The following is a 16,186-nucleotide window of genomic DNA, read 5'->3' as shown; positions in this document are numbered from 1 at the left end:
GGGCTTTGCGACACAGCGATATGCGCAATGCGCGTGCGGCTCGCGTCACAGAAGTGTCAACGGCGGCCGGCGAAGCTGCACGGCGGGCCTAACGTGGTGGCATGGCGCGCACGAGGAATGAGGCATCCGCTCCCTCGGCGCGACTGTCCGACGGAACGCTCGCCCGGGTCATCCCCTCGACCTTCGGCGGCGGCTGGGAGCTCGACGTCGACGGCACCCCGCAGTCCCACGTCGACCTCGACGATCCGACCCACCTGCACTTCGAGTACATCGCGCGCATGGGCGCGGTGATCGACCAGTTGCGGATGCCGAAGCAGCCGCTCACCGCGATCCACCTGGGCGCCGGAGCCCTGACCATCCCGCGCTACGTCGAGGCGACCCGGCCGGGTTCGCGCCAGCAGGTGATCGAGCTCGAGCCGGCGCTGTGGGACCTGGTGCGCGAGAACCTCCCGCTGCCGCGTGGAGCGGCGATCCGGGTGCGCATCGGCGACGCGAGGGCCGGGCTGGACCGCCTGCCCGCCGGCCTCGTCGGCGCCGCAGACCTCGTGGTGTCGGACGTGTACTCGGGCGCCCAGACCCCCGCCCACCTCACGACCGTGGAGTTCTACGCCGCCGCGGCGCGGTACCTCGCGCCCGAGGGCGTACTGCTGGTCAATGTCGCCGACGGCGCCGGGCTCGCCTTCGCGCGGCGCCAGGTCGCGACGATCGGGGCGGTGCTCGAGAACGTGATCGTGCTGGCCGAGGTGCAGACCCTCAAGGGGCGCCGGTTCGGCAACCTCGTGATCGCGGCGTCGCGCGCGCCGCTTCCCACGCAGTGGCTTCCGCGGCTCATGGCCGCGGGACCGCACCCGGCGAAGGTCGCGGAGGGCGCCGAGGTGACGGAGTTCGCGCGCGGCGCGCGGGTCGCCTCGGACGGTGACGCGACGGACTCGCCGAAACCCTCGGCATCCCTGTTCGACCGCTGATCTCGCTTCCGTCCTGACCGCTGTCGGCGTGCCACGACCGATGATCGCGAAGGCGCGCGTCACACTGGATGGAGCGACCGGGCACGGCTGAAGGGAGTCGCTGTGAGCTACATCCGCGGGTACGACCCCGACACCCTCCGCGAGCAGGTCGACGTGCGTCAGTGTCGCGAGCGACTCGACGAGATCGGCGAGCAGCGCAGCCTGCCCGCGCTCCTCGAGCGGGTCTGGCTGCTGAAGGTGCTGGACCGCGCCGAAGACGCCCTCGTGGTCTCGGAGCAGTCGGTCCGCGTGGCCCGCATGGCGGGGACGCGCAAGGACCTGCTGCGCGCGCGCATCCTCCACGCCTCGGTGCTGCAGGTGCGCGGCGCGTACGCTGCCGCCGACCAGGAGCTCACCACGTGCGCCGAAGAGGCCGAGGGACAGGGCTGGGCGGGCATCGCAGCGTTCGCCTATCAGCACCGCGGCAAGGTGCACTACGAGGCCGGCGACTTCCAGGCCGCCCGCCGCGACTTCAAGAACGCGCTGTTCCTGCGCCAGGAATCCGGCGCGGCCGACGACCAGCTCGAATCGACGCTGCTCGCCATCGACGCGGCCGACCGCCGACGCGCCCACACGCCGGTCGCCAGCTGACTGTCGCCGGCGCGGCTTACGCTCTCATCCATGTCGGAACTGCACCGGGTGCGCCATTGGGCTGAGGCGCTGATCGCCGCGCACCTCGATGAGACGTGGAGCTTCGGCTTCGACAACGCCAAGCGCCGTGCGGGCCTGTGTGACTTCTCGCGCAAGCGGCTGAGCGTCTCTCGCTACCTCGCGGTCCTGCACGACGACGACACCAACCACCAGACCCTGCTGCACGAGGTCGCCCACGCGCTCGCCGGCCCCGCCGCGGGCCACGGGCCGAAGTGGAAGACGATCGCGCGCGAGCTCGGCTACGTCGGCGGCACCACCCACCGCGGCGAGACGGCGACCGATCTGGCCCCCTGGGTGGGGGTCTGCCCCGCCGGGCACGTCGCCTATCGCCACCGCCGCGCGACCCGGCCGACCTCGTGCGCCAAGTGCGCGCCGCGGTTCGACGAGCGCCACGCCTTCACGTGGTCGCGGCGCCAGATCTCGCCCGCGACGCGCCTCGCCGCGGTCACCCCGCGCTGAGCCCGGCCCGGCACGGCCGGCCGGCGCCCTCGCGCGCGATGAACGGACGCGACACGCCGTCACGTCGCGAGTCGATGCGGCGTGTTGCGACCGTTCACCGACGGGCTGGCCCGCCCCGGGTCAGAGGGCGGCGAAGACGCCGTCGCGCAGGACGGGGACCACGGATGCCGCATCCACGGCGGCTGCGGCCAGCACCTCGTCGCGCAGACCCTTGGCGTCGAGCTCGCGTCCTGACGCGCTCGCGGTGAGCAGGTGCTTCGCCGCCCCGCGGAGGGAGCGGAAGCCCTCGCCCGCCACGGCGGCCTCGGGTGAGCTGTGGTCGATGCCGAGCCCGGCGAGCGCGTCGATGACGGCGCCGGCGCCGAGCAGGTCTTCGACCGCGAAGCGCAGGGCCGCACCCTGCTCGCGGGAGGCCAGTTCTCCGCAGGCGATGACCGAGATGCTCGTGCGCGCGCCGCGCTCATGCTGCAGGTCCAGGATGGCGCGTGCGACGGCCGCCGCGTTGCGCAGTCCTCCGATCAGCACCCGCGCCGTACCTGCGCCGGCGGCCACGGCCACGGCGGCGCCGTTGAGCGAGACGGCGTGGGCCGCGGCATCCAGCCCCATCGTCTCGCCGCGCTCGACGGCCCGGATCACGGTCGACGAGAACCGCAGCACGTCGACGATCACGATCACGTCGGCCGGAGCGAGGCGCTCGAGCCCCTCGACGCCCCACTCCAGGCGGACCTGGTAGGCGGATTGGTCATGCGGATGCTGCGGGCCGGGCATCCGTCCAGCGTACGACGGGTCGCGACCCTGGCCCGTGCCCGGGAGGCGGCACACCATAGCTGCGGATCGGCGGCGGCGCCAGCACGCCGGGGCCTGTGCCCGGCGGTGCGACACTGAGGCATGCGCATCATGCTGAAGATCGTGATCGACTGCGACGCCGACGCCGCGTGGCGGGCGGTGCACTCCCCTCGCGCGGTCGCCGAGCTGTACGGCCCGATGCTCGACCTCGAGCCGCTCGTGCCCAGCGGCATGCCGTCGGCGTGGAGCCCAGGCGACGACGTTCCGGTGCAGCTCTCGGCCTTCGGCTCCCTGCCGATGGGGCGTCAGCTGATCCACATCAGCGAACGCTCCGTCGACGAGCCCGATGGGCGGGTGCGGATCTTCCGCGACAGCGGCATTCCGCTGACCGGGCCGCTCGCAAGTCTGGACGTCTGGGATCACCAGATGGCGGTCTCGCCCGCGCCGGGCGATCCCACTCGTACGCTGTGGCGGGATCGCCTCGTGATCGGCGGCCCGACGGCCCCCGCCCTATGGCCGATGCTGTGGGGCATGTGGCAGTGGCGGGGAGCGCGCATCAAGGCGCTCGCGCCGACGTGGGCGCACGACCCGGTTCCGGACACCGTCGAGCCTCCGGTGGACGACCCAGGGAACTGATCCGGAGACCGGAAACGGTTGCCGCGGCTCGAAGCCCGAGCCGCGGCATCCTCGTCCGTCGCCGTGTCAATCGGCGAGCGCCTCCACGGGAGCGACCCGGGTCGCCAGTCGCGTCGGCACCACCGCCGCGATGAGCGTCAATGCGGCCATCGCGACGACGATGATGAGGACCGGCAGCCACGGCACCGCCGGTGCCACCAGCGTCGGCGCCTGCCAGGCCGGAGGCATCGGCACCGACCCCAGCAGCGACTGCGCCCCCGCCCAGCCGTAGCCGATCCCGAGCACCAGCCCGGTGCTGACGGCGGCGATCGTGATGTGCGCGGCCTCGAGCAGGACCATGCGCCGCACCTGTCCGGTCGATACGCCGAGCGAGCGGAGCAGCCCCAGCTCGCGGCGACGCTGCACCACGCCGATCGTCAGGAGGTTGACGAGTCCCACCGCGGCGATGACCGCCGACACGGCGACGAGCGCCATCATGATGCCGGCGAACGTGTCGATGAGCGTCGAGAACTCCGGCTCGATCTCGCCCCCCGACGAGATCGCGATGACCGACTTCACGGTCTCCAGGGCCACGGCGAACATCGTGACGAGCGTCACTCCGATCACGACGCCGATGGCCATCCGGCTCGAGCGCTCGGGGTAGCGCAGCGCGTTCTCGGCGGCCAGTCGCGCGGTCGCCGAGCGGCCGAACAGCCGGCCGACGAGCCGCAGCACGGGCGGCATGATCAGCGTCGACCCCAGGACGAGACCGGTGAACGACAGGATGCCGCCGACGAAGGCCACCATCACGCCGAGCGGGCTCAGCAAGCCGAGCAGGATTCCCGCAGCGAGGAGCGCCGCGCCGGTGATGAACAGCGCGATGGCCGAGCCGTTGCGGCCGCGGCGGTGGGCGAGGGTCTCGTGCGATGCCTCCACCGAGCCGCCGAGCGCCTGCAGCGGCGTGACCGTGAGCACCCGTCGCGAACCGGTCCACGCCGCCGCCCAGGTGGTGAGGGCGACGATCACGGCGGGGATGAGGAGCATCCCCTGCACGACGGTGTAGCCGACATCGCCGATCCCGAGCGTCGCCTCGAGCACCACGATGCCGAGCGCCGACACCGCCGTGCCGGCGAGCAGGCCGAGGAACGCCCCGATGGCCCCGACGACGAGCCCCTGGCGCGCGACCTCCGTGCGCTGCGACCGCGCGGAGGCGCCGATGAGGCGCATCAGCGCGATGCGGCGCGTGCGACCGGCGACCACGGTCGAGAACGTGTTCGAGGTGACGATCGCGGCGACGTACACCGCGACGCCGACCAGGACGAACGTCATGATCCCGAGCACCAGGGCGACCATCCCGCTGTCGCCGATGTACGGGTCGGCGCGCATGATCGCCGCGATATAGCCCGTCGCGCTCAGCAGCACCGCACCGAACGCGCTCGAGATGGCCGCGACGAGGATGCTCGCGCCCATGCCCCGCTCCCGGAGCCAGGAGAGGGATCCGGATGCCGCGGGCCGCGGCATCCGCTCTGCCACCGGCACTGTCACCGAAGATGGGCCCACGCGGCCGGAGGCTCCGCCCGACGCGTCAGCGGCGAGTGGAGAAGCCGTGGGGATCATGAGGCCACCGCCGGCTCGCCCGCGCTCAGCTCGGTCGCGAGCATGTAGGCCGAGATCTCCTCGGCGCTCTGGCGCGGTTTGTCGGCGACGATACAGCCGTCGCCGAGGAACAGCACGCGATCGGCGTGACTGGCGGCCACCGGATCGTGGGTCACCATCGCGATCGACTGGCCGTGGTCGCGGCTCGCCGAGGCGAGCAGGCCCAGCACCTCGCGGCCGCTGCGCGAGTCGAGGTTGCCCGTCGGCTCGTCGGCGAAGACCAGGTCGGGTGCCGTGGCGAGTGCGCGCGCGATGGCGACGCGCTGCTGCTGGCCTCCCGAGAGCTGATGCGGCCGATGGCCGAGACGCGAGCCGAGGCCGAGCGTGTCGATGAGGCCGTCGATGCGCGCCTTCTCGAGCGCGGTCGGGCGGCGCCCGTCGAGGTCGAACGGCAGCAGGATGTTGCCGAGGGCGTCGAGGGTGGGAACGAGGTTGAAGGCCTGGAAGACGAACCCGACGCGGCGGCGGCGCAGGATGGTGAGCTCGAGGTCCGAGAGGGCGGTGATGTCGGTGTCGCCGATCCACGCGCGGCCGGCGGTCGGGGCATCCAGTCCCGCCATGATGTGCATGAGCGTGGACTTGCCCGAGCCGGAGGGCCCCATGATCGCGGTGAACTCGCCCCGGCGGATGCCCACCGACACGCCGTCGAGCGCCCGCACGGTGCTCTCGCCGGCGCCGTAGGTCTTCGTGAGCTGCTGGACCCGGGCGGCGAGGCCGAGGTCGGTCGATGTGATCTCCATGGCTTCGACGCTACGGACGACGGTTCGCCGCGGAATCGGCCGGGCGGAGCATCCGCGTACATCGCGAGGATGACTCTTCCGCGGGCGGGGTCGCCGGGTCTATGGTCTCGACAGGTCGGTTCATCTGTGCGGAACCGACCTTCGCGGCCGGGGGATCGTCGATCTCGCACAGATGAACCGCTCCACGACGACCAGGAGACCCGATGCCTGCGACGCCCCTGCCCCCCAGCGGCGAGCTGCCCGACCGCTCGCTGCCCGATCGCCCCAAGACCTGCGATGCGAGCGGGATGATCGAGATCCACCGCATGTTCCGGCGCGGCTTCGGGGAAGCAGCCGACCTCCTCCGCGCGGTGTCCGAGGAGGACACCGTCCACGCGGCAGCCGTCGCCACGCAGCTCGAGACGCTGTCGATCGGGCTGCACGCCCACCACGAGGCCGAGGACGAGCGGCTGTGGGACGCGCTCGACGAGCGGGCGCCGTCGTGCTCGGCCCACGTCGCGCGCATGAAGGAGCAGCATGCCGAGCTCCTCGTTCACCTGATGGCGCTCGATGCAGCGCTTCCGGCCTGGCGCGGCTCGGGATCGAGCACCGATGCCCCGCCGGTGCTCGCCGCCCTCGACGGCATCAATCGCGCGATGGCCGTGCATCTGCCCGACGAGGAGACGAACATCGTGCCCGTCATGGAGTCCACGATCACCCAGCGCGAAGTGGAGTGGTTCGCCGAGCACGGCCGCAAGTCCGTGCCGAAGGGCCAGACATGGCAGCAGCTCGGCGAGATCCTGGCGTCGCAGCCCGACGGCGGTCACGAGTGGCTGCACAAGCACATGCCCGCGCCGGGGCGGATCGCATGGCGGCTGATCGGGCGGCGCGCCTACGCCAAGCACCGGCGGCGCTCGAAGGGCGCTGAGCCCGGCGCCTCGCGCGCGCGTCAGGCGAGCCCGTGCTCGAAGGCGAACACGACCAGCTGCACGCGGTCGCGGAGCGCCAGCTTGGTGAGGATGCGGCTGATGTGCGTCTTGACCGTGGCCTCGCTGAGGAACTCGCGACCGGCGATCTCGGCATTGGAGAGTCCACGGGCGGCCAGCGCGAAGATCTCGCGCTCACGGTCGGTCAGCGTGCCGTAGGCGGCGGGCACGGGCCGGGGCGCGGCATCCGAGAAGTGGGCGAACAGATCGCGGGTGGCGGATGCCGCGATCACGGCCGAGCCCGCATGCACGGTGCGGACGGCGGCGAGGAGGAACTCGGGATCGGCGTCCTTGAGCAGGAAGCCGCTCGCCCCCTCGCGGATGGCCCTGGCCGCGGCCTCGTCGAGGTCGAAGGTCGTGAGCATCACGATGCGCGGCGGGTCGTCGTCGCGCAGCAGTTCGGCGGTCGCGGCGAGGCCGTCCATCACCGGCATCCGGATGTCCATCAGCACGACGTCGGGTCGCGTGGCCCGGACCACGCCGAGCGCTTCCTGCCCGTTCGACGCCTCGGCCACGACCTCGAGGTCGGGCTGCGAGTCGACGAGCATGCGGATGCCCGCCCGGAACAGCGCCTGGTCGTCGACGAGCGCGACCCGGATCGGGCCGGTCACGAGGCCGCCCCGATCGGGAGCGTCGCGCGCACGGTGAACCGGCCGGCGTCGGCCGAGGTGTCGAGGCTGCCGCCCGCCAGCTGCGCGCGCTCGCGCATGCCGATCACGCCGTGCCCGGGCGCGGCGCCGACCACGCCGGCGGAGGGGTTGCCGACCTCCAGGTCGACGCGATCCGGATGCCACGACAGGCGCACGTCGACCGGGCCGCCGGCGCCGTGGCGCAGCGCGTTGGTGAGCGCCTCCTGCAGGATCCGGTAGACCGCCAGCTGCACCCCGGCCGGCGGCTCGCCGGGCGGCATGGGGTCGACGTCGACGCGCAGCTGCACCCCGGCGGCGCGGACCTGGGCGTAGAGCTGCTCGAGGTCGGCGATCGTCGGCTGGGGACCGTCGGCCTGGCTGTGCCGCAGCTGCGTGAGCAGCAGCCGCACGTCGGCCAGCGCGGATCGCGCCGTCGTCGAGATGGTCGTGAGCGCCGTCGTCGCCGCGGCCGGGTCGGCTGCCGCGGCGTATCGTGCGCCGTCGGCCTGCGCGATCACGACGGCCAGCGAGTGCGCGACGACGTCGTGCATGTCGCGCGCGATGCGCACGCGCTCCTGCTCGACGACGGCGTCCGCCTCGGCGCGATCCTTGGCCTCGCGGCTTTGCCGCGCGCGCATCGCCGTGCGCACGAGGGCGCCGATCGTCCAAGAGAGACCGAGGGCGAAGGCCGCGGCGACCAGCATGACCAGAGCGAGGGGCAGGGTCTGCCACGTCAGCCCGCCTCCCCCGGCGAACACCGGGCCGGCCATGAGGTACACCGTGATCACGAGGGCGCCGCCGAGGGCAGAGAGCAGCCCGGCCCAGTACACGCGCGAGGAGCCGTAGGCGGCGGTGGCGTAGAGCACCGCGAAGATCGCGATGTCGGCCAGGCCCGGCGAGCGTCCGAGGCCCATCTGCAGCAGGGCACCGGCCCACGCGACGGTGAGCGCGAGTCCGGGCGAGAGTCGCCGCAGCGCGATCGCGACGGCGAACACGGCGGCCACCAGGGCCGCCTCGAGGCTCGCTCCGACGGCGTCGACGTTGGGCTCCAGGCCTGCCCGGCTGACGAGCACGGCCTCGACGGGCCAGGCCACCAGGAAGAACAGCACGGCCCCCACGACGTCGACGACGATCTGGTACGGCTTCAGGCTGCGGAACACCGTCTCACGGTACGGGAGAACGGATGCCGCGGCATCCGTCCCGCGATGTACATCGCTAAGGTCTGCCCAACCCACCATTGCGGCGGCGCGAACCAGGCTTTACTGTCGCGTCACAGGCCGAAACCGCTGGGAAATCCAGATGGGCGACGATCGGCGAAGAGGCAGGGAGAGACGATGACGACGGTACGCGCGGCCATCACGCAGACCACCTGGACGGGCGACAAGGAGTCGATGCTCGACAAGCACGAGCAGTTCGCGCGGGATGCCGCGGCCCAGGGTGCGCAGGTGATCTGCTTCCAGGAGCTCTTCTACGGCCCGTACTTCGGGATCACGCAGGATAAGAAGTACTACGACTACGCAGAGCCCGCCGACGGCCCGATCGTGCAGCGATTCGCGGCGCTGGCCGCCGAGCTGAACATGGTGATGATCCTCCCCATCTACGAGGAGGACATCACCGGCGTTTACTACAACACGACGGTGGTCGTCGATGCCGACGGCACGATCCTCGGCAAGTACCGCAAGCACCACCTGCCGCACCTCGACCGCTTCTGGGAGAAGTTCTACTTCCGTCCCGGCAACCTCGGCTACCCCGTGTTCGACACCGCCGTCGGCAAGGTCGGCACGTACATCTGCTACGACCGCCACTTCCCCGAGGGCTGGCGCGAACTCGGCCTGAACGGCGCGCACATCGTCTTCAACCCCAACGCCACCAAGCCCGGACTGTCGAACCGGCTGTGGGAGGTCGAGGGCCCGTGCGCGGCTGTGGCGAACGGGTACTTCGTGCTGCAGCCCAACCGCGTGGGGCGCGAGGACAACGAGTACGGCGAGCTCGCCGTCGACTTCTACGGCACGAGCCAGGTCATCGACCCGCGGGGCGACTTCGTGGGCGAGCGCGGCTCGGGCAGCGATGAGGAGGTGCTCATTCGCGACCTCGACATGGACATGGTCAAGCAGATGCGCGACGACTGGCAGTTCTACCGCGACCGCCGTCCCGACTCGTACACGAAGATCGCGAAGCCGTGAGGCACGGACGGATGCCGAACCAAGGGATCACCGTCGAACCCGAGGGCGAGGCCATCGGGTTCACCGCGAATCCCCTGGTTCGCGGTTCGAAGGCAAGCGAGATCGGAGAAATCGCACAATGACCACGACACTCATCACCGGCGGCACCGTCGTCTCGGCCACCGGCCGGGGCGAGGCCGATGTGCTCATCGACGGCGAGACCATCGCGGCGGTGCTGCGCCCGGGGTCGGAACTGCTCGGGACGGATGTCGCGGCATCCGTCGACCGCGTCATCGACGCGACCGGCAAGTACGTGATCCCCGGCGGCATCGACGCCCACACGCACATGGAGCTGCCGTTCGGCGGCACGAACGCGTCCGACACCTTCGAGACCGGGACGCGGGCGGCCGCGTGGGGCGGCACGACGAGCATCATCGACTTCGCCGTGCAGCGCTACGGCGAGCGCGTGCAGGACGGCCTGGCCGCCTGGCACGAGAAGGCCGTGGGCAACTGCGCGATCGACTACGGGTTCCACCAGATCGTCGGCGGCGTCGACGAGGACTCGCTCCGCGCGATGGACGGCCTGATCGACGAGGGCGTCACGAGCTTCAAGCTCTTCATGGCCTATCCCGGGGTCTTCTACTCGGACGACGCGCAGATCCTGCGGGCGATGCAGAAGTCGGCCGAAACCGGGCTGCTCACGATGATGCACGCCGAGAACGGCCCGGCGATCGACGTCCTCGCGGCCCAGCTGGCCGAGATGGGCAAGAAGGCGCCGTACTACCACGGCATCGCGCGCGCCTGGCAGATGGAGGAAGAGGCCACGCACCGGGCGATCATGCTCGCCAACCTGACCGGGGCGCCGCTGTACGTGGTGCACGTATCCGCGAAGCAGGCGGTCGAGCAGCTGGCGTGGGCGCGCGACCAGGGGTGGAACGTCTTCGGCGAGACGTGCCCGCAGTACCTGTACCTCTCGCTCGAGGAGCAGCTCGGCGCGTTCAGCGAGGAGTGGGGCCAGTTCGAAGGCGCGAAGTGGGTGTGCTCGACGCCGCTGCGCAGCCGCGGCGAGGGCCACCAGCACCACATGTGGCAGGCGCTGCGCACGAACGACATCCAGATGGTCTCCACAGACCACTGCCCGTTCTGCATGAAGGGCCAGAAAGAGCTGGGCACGGACGACTTCCGCGCCATCCCGAACGGGATCGGCTCGGTGGAGCACCGCATGGATCTCATGTACCAGGGGGTCGTGACCGGGAAGATCACCCTCGAGCGCTGGGTGGAGCTGACCAGCACGACCCCCGCCCGCATGTTCGGCCTCTACGGACGCAAGGGGGTGATCCAGCCGGGCGCCGACGGCGACGTCGTCGTCTACGACCCGAACGGGCACACCTCCATCGGGATCGGCGAAGGCCGCACCCACCACATGAACATGGACCACTCGGCATGGGAGGGCTACGAGATCGACGGACACGTCGACACCGTGATCTCGCGCGGCAAGGTCGTCGTCGACGGCGGGCAGTACCTCGGCACGAAGGGCGACGGGCGCTACCTCAAGCGCGGCCTGTCGCAGTACCTGGTCTGACGGGCCGGTGACACAGATGGACTTCGGAGTCGTCCTTCAGACCAACCCGCCCGCCGCGCGCACCGTGCAGCTCGCCCAGCTCGCCGAGGCCCACGGCTTCAGCCACGTGTGGACGTTCGACTCGCACCTGCTGTGGCAGGAGCCCTACGTCATCCACTCGGCGATCCTCAACGCGACCAAGCGGGTCACGGTGGGCCCGTTCGTCACGAACCCCGCCACGCGGGATTGGACGGTCACGGCATCCGTCTTCGCCACCCTCAACGAGCTCTACGGCAACCGCACGATCTGCGGCATCGGCCGCGGCGACTCGGCGGTGCGGGTCACGAACGGCAAGCCGGTGACGATGGCCGAGCTGCGCGAGTCGATCCATGTCATCCGCGAGCTCGCCAACTCGCGGCCGGTCGAATACAAGGGCGCGACGCTGCAGTTCCCCTGGAGCCGCGGCTCCGAGCTGGACGTCTGGGTCGCGGCGTACGGCCCGATGGCGCTGAAGCTCACCGGTGAGGTGGGCGACGGCTTCATCCTGCAGCTCGCGGACGTCGACATCGCCGCCTGGATGATCAAGACGGTGAAGGATGCCGCGGCCGCCGCCGGGCGGGACCCCGAGTCGATCGCCTTCTGCGTCGCCGCTCCGATGTACATCGGCGACGACCGCGCGCACATGCTCGACCAGTGCCGGTGGTTCGGCGGCATGGTCGGCAACCACGTCGCCGACATCGTCGCGAAGTACGGCGAGCACGGCGCCGTGCCGGACGCCCTCACGGAGTACATCGCCGGCCGCCAGGGATACGACTACAACACCCACGGCAAGGCCGACAACGACCACGTCGACTTCGTGCCGGACGAGATCGTCGAGCGATTCTGCATCCTCGGCACCGCCGACGAGCACATCGCCAAGCTCGAGCAGCTGCGTGCGCTCGGCGTCACCCAGTTCGCCGGCTACCTCCAGCACGACAACAAGGAGGAGACGATGCGCGTGTACGGCGAGACGGTCATCCCCGCGCTCTCGGCTCAGGTGACGGCGAAGGCATGACGGCGGATCCCACCGCGGCCGAGGCCGCTCCTGCCGCTCCGGGAGACCCGGCGCACCCCGCGCGCGCCGCCCGGCCCCGCGGCCCGCGACCCGCGCGCGCGTGGCTGTGGGGCATCGTCGGCGTCGCGGCGGTGATCGTGGTGTGGGAGCTGTACAAGCTGCTGGCGCCGGAGGACGGGGTGATCGTGCTCGGGGTGCGCATCCTGCCCCGCACCACCGACCTCGCCATGCCGCACGTGTGGGACATGGCCGCGCGCCTCGTCGAGCCGGTCACCCGCCAGGAGGGGTCGCCGCCACTGTGGTCGATGGTCGCCCTGGGCGCGCTCACGACCCTCGGCATCGCGGCGGTCGGCTGGATCGTCGGCATGATCGTCGGCTTCCTCTTCGCGCTGCTCATGCAGCGCTGGCGCCTGGCCGAATGGGGTCTGCTGCCCTGGATCATCCTCAGCCAGACCGTGCCGCTGATCGCCTTCGCGCCGATCGTGAAGAGCTGGGGGTCCCGCATCGAGATCGGCGGCTGGGAGTGGCAGGACTGGATGTCGGTCGCGCTCATCGCCTCGTACCTGGCGTTCTTCCCGATCGCCGTCGGCGCGCTCCGCGGCCTGCAGTCCCCCGACCGCATCCACACCGAGCTCATGCGCACCTACGCGGCCGGCTACTGGCCGACGCTGCTGAAGCTGCGGCTGCCGGCATCCGTCCCCTACCTGCTTCCCGCGCTGCGCCTGGGCGCCGCCAACGCCGTCATCGGCGCGGTGGTCGCCGAGGTGTCGACCGGGCTCCAGGGAGGCATCGGGCGCCTGCTCATCCAGTTCGCCGGGCAGGCGTCGGGCGACCCGTCCAAGGCGTGGGCCCCCATCTTCGGGGCCGTCGCGCTCGGACTGGTGGCGGCGGGCTCCGTGGCGCTGCTGGGCGTGTTCCTGAAGGACTACCGACGAGGAGAGGCCGCCTGATGACCGACACGGCGACGAGCCCGCAGACCGCGACGACCGCCGCGGCGGTGAGCGTCCGCGGAGTCTCGAAGGTCTTCGCCTCCAAGGCGCGCGACGTCACCGCCCTCGACGGGATCGACCTGACGGTCGCTGCCGGCGAGTTCGTGTCCCTCATCGGTCCATCCGGCTGCGGAAAGTCGACGCTGCTCCGCCTCATCGCCGATCTCGACACGGCGAGCGCCGGAACCATCGAGGTGTTCGGCAAGCCGGCGAACCGGGCCCGCCGCGACCAGGACTACGGCATCGCGTTCCAGCAGGCCGGGCTCCTCCCCTGGCGGACGGTCGCCGCCAACATCGCGCTGCCGCTGGAGATCCACGGCGTCGGCGCGGCGGAACGTCAGGCGCGGGTCGCCGAGCTCGCGGACCTCGTCGGACTGTCGGACTTCGCGGATCGGCATCCGGATCAGCTCTCCGGAGGGATGCAGCAGCGCGTCGCCATCGCGCGGGCCCTGGCCGAGCGGCCGCGGCTGCTGCTGATGGACGAGCCCTTCGGAGCGCTCGACGAGATGACGCGCGAGCGCATGCAGGCCGAGCTCTCGCGCATCGCGGCCGAGACCGGCGCCGCGGTGGTGTTCGTCACCCACTCGATCCCCGAGGCGGTGTTCCTCTCGGACCGGGTCGTGGTCATGTCACCCCGGCCGGGCCGGATCACCACCGTCATCGAGACGGGGTTCGGGACGGATGTCGCACGCGACGACACGCTCCGCGAGACGCCGGCGTTCTTCGCCGTCGTGACCGCGGTGCGCGAGGCGCTCCACGGCACTCCCGCCACCGGGCCGCGAGGCACGGAGGAGCGATGACCGTCGACGCGCCCACCGCCCCCGCCACCCGCGACGCGGGCTGGAGCCCAGCCACCGAGCGCCGGCTCCGCGTCATCGCGCCCATCGTCGTGGGCCTGCTCGGGCTGGCGGTCTGGCAGTTCCTGGTGACCGTCGTCGGAGTGTCGGACTACCTGCTGCCGAGCCCCGCGGCGATCGCCGAGCAGCTCGTCGAGTTCTGGCCCGCGATCCTGTCGGCGACGATCGTCACGGGTACCAACGCCCTCATCGGACTCGTCGTCGGCACCGTGACCGCCGTACTCCTCGCCGCCCTCGCGTCGCGGTGGAGCGCCGTGGACGGCATGTCGGCGCCCATCGTCGCCGCCCTCGCGGTCGTGCCGATCGTGGCGCTCGCCCCGGTGCTCAACTCGATGTTCGGCGCCGACAGCCAGTTCGGGCGCCAGGCCATCGCCGCGCTCGCCGCGTTCGTCCCGGTGTTCGTGAACACCCTGCGGGGCCTCCGACAGACCCGGCCGGTCCACCGCGACCTCATGCGCGTGTACGCCGCCTCGGGAGCGCAGACGTTCGGCAAGGTCACGCTGCCGACGGCCGTGCCGTACCTGATGACGGGCATCCGCATCGCCAGCTCGCTCGCCGTGATCTCGGCGCTGGTCGCCGAGTACTTCGGCGGACCCCGCGGCGGCCTCGGCACCTTCATCGCCACCTCGGCGGCCACGAGCGCCTACGCACGCGCCTGGGCCTACGTGGCGGCGGCCATCGCACTCGGCCTGCTCTTCTACCTCGCGACCGCTCTGCTCGAGTGGCTCGTGCTCCGCCGCATCCCCTCCGGAGGCGCATGAGCACAGCGATCCCCGACCCCGTCCCCTCAGGGACGGCCCTGCACCGCAGCGTCACATCGAAAGGAACGACATGAACCACAGCACACGTCGCGCACTCGCGACCGGGGCCTTCGCCCTGTCGGCCGTCCTTCTCGCCGGCTGCGCCGGCTCGGGGGGAACGGACGACACCGACGGAGGCGACGGCGGCGACGGCGACCTCACGCCCGTCAAGCTGCAGCTCCAGTGGCTGCCCCAGGCGCAGTTCGCGGGATACTTCGCCGCGATCGACCAGGGCTACTTCGAAGAGGAGGGCCTGGACGTCGAGATCATCCCGTCCGGCGGTGACATCGTGCCGCAGGACGCCCTCGCCAACGGCGACGTCGACTTCGCGATCGCGTGGGTGCCGAAGGTGCTCGGCTCGATCGAGGCCGGAGCGAACCTCACCGACATCGCCCAGATCTTCCAGCGGTCGGGCACCCTGCAGGTCTCGTGGGCCGACTCCGGCATCGAGTCCGTCGCCGACTTCGAGGGCAAGACCATCGGCTCGTGGGGCTTCGGCAACGAGTGGGAGATCTTCGCGGCCATGGCCGCCGAGGGCCTCGACTCGACCACCGTGCAGATCATCACGCAGGACTTCAACATGAACGCGTTCCTGCAGGGCGACATCGACGCCGCGCAGGCGATGACGTACAACGAGTACGCCCAGCTGCTCGAGACGGTCGACCCCGACACGGGTGAGCTCTACCAGCCCGAGGACTTCAACGTCATCAGCTACCAGGACACCGTCGGCGCCATGCTGCAGGACGCGATCTGGGCCGACACCGAGCGCCTCGATAGCGACGAGGAGTACGCCGAGACGGCCGTCGCGTTCCTGAAGGCGGTCGTCAAGGGCTGGCTGTTCGCACGCGACAACCCCGAGGATGCCGCGGCGATCACCCTCGAGAACGGCTCCGCGTGGGGTCCCAGCCACGAGCTGTGGATGATGAACGAGATCAACAAGCTCATCTGGCCGTCGCCGGACGGCATCGGGATCATCGACGAGGCCGCGTGGCAGCAGACCGTCGACGGAGCCCTGGCGGCCGTCAATGAGACCGGGGCGCACCTCATCACCGAGGAGCCGCCGGCGAGCGCCTGGTCGAACGAGTACATCCAGCAGGCGCTGGACGAGCTCGAGGCCGACGGTGTCGACCTCACCGGCGACTCGTTCGAGCCCATCGAGGTCGAACTGCTGGAAGGCGGCAACTGACACCACCCGGACGTTCCGTATCGCATCGCCCGCTCGGCGGCCGGGTTGCCTGTTGACCCCCGGTCGCCGAGC

The 16,186-nt window shown here is 71.2% G+C and carries 16 protein-coding genes and 1 pseudogene; 12 read left to right on the top strand and 5 right to left on the bottom strand.

What is annotated here, in order from left to right:
- Nucleotides 1–101: 101 nt before the first annotated feature.
- The 3 genes from ASD56_RS06675 to ASD56_RS06665 all read left to right on the top strand — a co-directional run bounded on the left by ASD56_RS06675 (nucleotide 102) and on the right by ASD56_RS06665 (nucleotide 2,114).
- Nucleotides 102–965: a spermidine synthase gene (locus ASD56_RS06675; RefSeq protein ID WP_055962787.1), complete on the top strand. Its 864-nt coding sequence runs from the start codon at nucleotides 102–104 to the stop codon at nucleotides 963–965.
- Nucleotides 966–1,067: 102 nt separating this feature from the next.
- A complete protein-coding gene (locus ASD56_RS06670) occupies nucleotides 1,068–1,595 on the top strand; it encodes a hypothetical protein (protein ID WP_055962784.1) in 528 nt (175 codons plus the stop codon).
- Between the two features lie 30 nt (nucleotides 1,596–1,625).
- On the top strand, nucleotides 1,626–2,114 hold the full coding sequence (locus tag ASD56_RS06665; RefSeq protein WP_055962781.1) for a SprT-like domain-containing protein: 489 nt from the start codon (nucleotides 1,626–1,628) through the stop codon (nucleotides 2,112–2,114).
- A 120-nt stretch (nucleotides 2,115–2,234) separates the two neighbouring features.
- Here ASD56_RS06665 and ASD56_RS06660 read toward each other — a convergent pair whose 3' ends face one another.
- Entirely contained in the window at nucleotides 2,235–2,882 is a 648-nt protein-coding gene (locus tag ASD56_RS06660) for a 2-phosphosulfolactate phosphatase (RefSeq protein WP_055962778.1), read from the bottom strand.
- A gap of 120 nt (nucleotides 2,883–3,002) precedes the next feature.
- Between ASD56_RS06660 and ASD56_RS06655 the strand changes: the two genes are divergently transcribed.
- The gene (locus tag ASD56_RS06655) at nucleotides 3,003–3,536 is read left to right on the top strand and encodes a hypothetical protein (RefSeq protein ID WP_055962775.1); all 534 of its coding nucleotides are present in this window, start codon (nucleotides 3,003–3,005) and stop codon (nucleotides 3,534–3,536) included.
- Nucleotides 3,537–3,602: 66 nt separating this feature from the next.
- On the opposite strand, the gene ASD56_RS06650 is transcribed toward ASD56_RS06655, so the two are convergent.
- Nucleotides 3,603–4,985: an ABC transporter permease gene (locus tag ASD56_RS06650; RefSeq protein ID WP_157535789.1), complete on the bottom strand. Its 1,383-nt coding sequence runs from the start codon at nucleotides 4,983–4,985 to the stop codon at nucleotides 3,603–3,605.
- Nucleotides 4,986–5,128: 143 nt separating this feature from the next.
- On the bottom strand, nucleotides 5,129–5,911 hold the full coding sequence (locus ASD56_RS06645; protein ID WP_055962770.1) for an ABC transporter ATP-binding protein: 783 nt from the start codon (nucleotides 5,909–5,911) through the stop codon (nucleotides 5,129–5,131).
- Nucleotides 5,912–6,114: 203 nt separating this feature from the next.
- On the opposite strand from ASD56_RS06645, the pseudogene ASD56_RS16475 reads away from it, so the two are divergent.
- Nucleotides 6,115–6,576: pseudogene (locus ASD56_RS16475) on the top strand (hemerythrin domain-containing protein); the annotation flags it as partial.
- Nucleotides 6,577–6,839: 263 nt separating this feature from the next.
- On the opposite strand, the gene ASD56_RS06640 reads toward ASD56_RS16475, so the two are convergent.
- Nucleotides 6,840–7,424 carry a response regulator gene (locus ASD56_RS06640; protein ID WP_442922396.1) on the bottom strand — a complete coding sequence of 195 codons (585 nt, stop codon included), beginning with the start codon at nucleotides 7,422–7,424 and terminating at the stop codon, nucleotides 6,840–6,842.
- Between the two features lie 59 nt (nucleotides 7,425–7,483).
- Nucleotides 7,484–8,665, bottom strand: coding sequence for a sensor histidine kinase (locus tag ASD56_RS06635; protein ID WP_055962764.1), 1,182 nt, complete (start codon nucleotides 8,663–8,665; stop codon nucleotides 7,484–7,486).
- 174 nt (nucleotides 8,666–8,839) lie between these two features.
- Between ASD56_RS06635 and ASD56_RS06630 the strand changes: the two genes are divergently transcribed.
- The 7 genes from ASD56_RS06630 (at nucleotide 8,840) to ASD56_RS06600 (ending at nucleotide 16,114) form a co-directional block, all read left to right on the top strand.
- Nucleotides 8,840–9,688: a nitrilase-related carbon-nitrogen hydrolase gene (locus ASD56_RS06630; protein ID WP_055962761.1), complete on the top strand. Its 849-nt coding sequence runs from the start codon at nucleotides 8,840–8,842 to the stop codon at nucleotides 9,686–9,688.
- A gap of 118 nt (nucleotides 9,689–9,806) precedes the next feature.
- Nucleotides 9,807–11,249 (top strand): dihydropyrimidinase, encoded by a 1,443-nt coding sequence (gene hydA, locus ASD56_RS06625; RefSeq protein ID WP_055962758.1) that lies wholly within the window; start codon nucleotides 9,807–9,809, stop codon nucleotides 11,247–11,249.
- Nucleotides 11,250–11,265: 16 nt separating this feature from the next.
- Nucleotides 11,266–12,282 (top strand): TIGR03842 family LLM class F420-dependent oxidoreductase, encoded by a 1,017-nt coding sequence (locus tag ASD56_RS06620; protein ID WP_055962755.1) that lies wholly within the window; start codon nucleotides 11,266–11,268, stop codon nucleotides 12,280–12,282.
- The gene (locus tag ASD56_RS06615; protein WP_235565545.1) at nucleotides 12,279–13,232 is read left to right on the top strand and encodes an ABC transporter permease; all 954 of its coding nucleotides are present in this window, start codon (nucleotides 12,279–12,281) and stop codon (nucleotides 13,230–13,232) included. The genes ASD56_RS06620 and ASD56_RS06615 overlap by 4 nt, the downstream gene beginning before the upstream one ends.
- Entirely contained in the window at nucleotides 13,232–14,071 is an 840-nt protein-coding gene (locus tag ASD56_RS06610; protein WP_055962752.1) for an ABC transporter ATP-binding protein, read from the top strand. Before ASD56_RS06615 ends, ASD56_RS06610 begins: the two co-directional genes overlap by 1 nt.
- The gene (locus tag ASD56_RS06605) at nucleotides 14,068–14,889 is read left to right on the top strand and encodes an ABC transporter permease (protein WP_055962750.1); all 822 of its coding nucleotides are present in this window, start codon (nucleotides 14,068–14,070) and stop codon (nucleotides 14,887–14,889) included. The genes ASD56_RS06610 and ASD56_RS06605 overlap by 4 nt, the downstream gene beginning before the upstream one ends.
- Before the next feature lie 70 nt (nucleotides 14,890–14,959).
- Nucleotides 14,960–16,114, top strand: coding sequence for an ABC transporter substrate-binding protein (locus ASD56_RS06600; protein WP_055962747.1), 1,155 nt, complete (start codon nucleotides 14,960–14,962; stop codon nucleotides 16,112–16,114).
- Nucleotides 16,115–16,186: the final 72 nt, after the last annotated feature.

This window comes from Microbacterium sp. Root166 (assembly GCF_001427145.1).
GTDB lineage: Bacteria > Actinomycetota > Actinomycetes > Actinomycetales > Microbacteriaceae > Microbacterium.
This window is presented reverse-complemented; position numbering and strand designations above follow the sequence as displayed.

Coding starts and splice junctions, on each gene's coding strand:
- ASD56_RS06675 (WP_055962787.1), top strand. CDS start 102: ATGGCGCGCACGAGGAATGAGGCATCCGCTCCCTCGGCGCGACTGTCC.
- ASD56_RS06665 (WP_055962781.1), top strand. CDS start 1,626: ATGTCGGAACTGCACCGGGTGCGCCATTGGGCTGAGGCGCTGATCGCC.
- ASD56_RS06660 (WP_055962778.1), bottom strand. CDS start 2,882: ATGCCCGGCCCGCAGCATCCGCATGACCAATCCGCCTACCAGGTCCGC.
- ASD56_RS06655 (WP_055962775.1), top strand. CDS start 3,003: ATGCGCATCATGCTGAAGATCGTGATCGACTGCGACGCCGACGCCGCG.
- ASD56_RS06650 (WP_157535789.1), bottom strand. CDS start 4,985: ATGGGCGCGAGCATCCTCGTCGCGGCCATCTCGAGCGCGTTCGGTGCG.
- ASD56_RS06645 (WP_055962770.1), bottom strand. CDS start 5,911: ATGGAGATCACATCGACCGACCTCGGCCTCGCCGCCCGGGTCCAGCAG.
- ASD56_RS06640 (WP_442922396.1), bottom strand. CDS start 7,424: ATGCTCGTCGACTCGCAGCCCGACCTCGAGGTCGTGGCCGAGGCGTCG.
- ASD56_RS06630 (WP_055962761.1), top strand. CDS start 8,840: ATGACGACGGTACGCGCGGCCATCACGCAGACCACCTGGACGGGCGAC.
- hydA (WP_055962758.1), top strand. CDS start 9,807: ATGACCACGACACTCATCACCGGCGGCACCGTCGTCTCGGCCACCGGC.
- ASD56_RS06620 (WP_055962755.1), top strand. CDS start 11,266: ATGGACTTCGGAGTCGTCCTTCAGACCAACCCGCCCGCCGCGCGCACC.
- ASD56_RS06615 (WP_235565545.1), top strand. CDS start 12,279: ATGACGGCGGATCCCACCGCGGCCGAGGCCGCTCCTGCCGCTCCGGGA.
- ASD56_RS06610 (WP_055962752.1), top strand. CDS start 13,232: ATGACCGACACGGCGACGAGCCCGCAGACCGCGACGACCGCCGCGGCG.
- ASD56_RS06605 (WP_055962750.1), top strand. CDS start 14,068: ATGACCGTCGACGCGCCCACCGCCCCCGCCACCCGCGACGCGGGCTGG.
- ASD56_RS06600 (WP_055962747.1), top strand. CDS start 14,960: ATGAACCACAGCACACGTCGCGCACTCGCGACCGGGGCCTTCGCCCTG.